Here is a 442-nt window from a genome sequence, read left to right on the forward strand (position 1 = left end):
TCATCGTTCTTACCATCGGCGCCCGTTGCACCCTCTTTAATGATGGTAGTAGTGGTTTTCCCTTTACCGTCTTTGATGGTTACAGTGTGGGTACCGTTGCCGTTGTCTTTAACGTCGGCTTCAGCGTTCTTACCTTCTGCACCAGTTTCACCTTTAGCACCAGTTGCACCGTCTTTAACGATGGTAGTGGTGGTGTTACCGTTACTGTCTTTGATGGTTACAGTATGAGTACCGTCGCCGTTGTCTTTAACGTCGGCTTCAGCGTTCTTACCGTCGGCACCAGTTGCACCATCTTTAGTGGTGGTAGTAGTAGTGTTACCTTTCCCTTCCTTGATAGTTACAGTGTGATTACCGTTGCCGTTGTCTTTAACGTAGGTTTCAGTGTTTTTAACGTCGGCACCAGCTGCACCAGTTGTACCCTGCCTCTTATAAACATCTGACG

The 442-nt window shown here is 47.7% G+C and carries 1 protein-coding gene; it reads right to left on the reverse strand.

Annotation, left to right across the window (positions count from 1 at the left end):
• Positions 1-442, reverse strand: a 442-nt coding sequence (locus ACTHUR_RS21150; protein ID WP_440400771.1) for a collagen-flanked surface repeat-containing protein, incomplete at both ends; no start/stop codon positions are given.

It is taken from the genome of Neisseria sp. P0021.S007, from assembly GCF_051956855.1.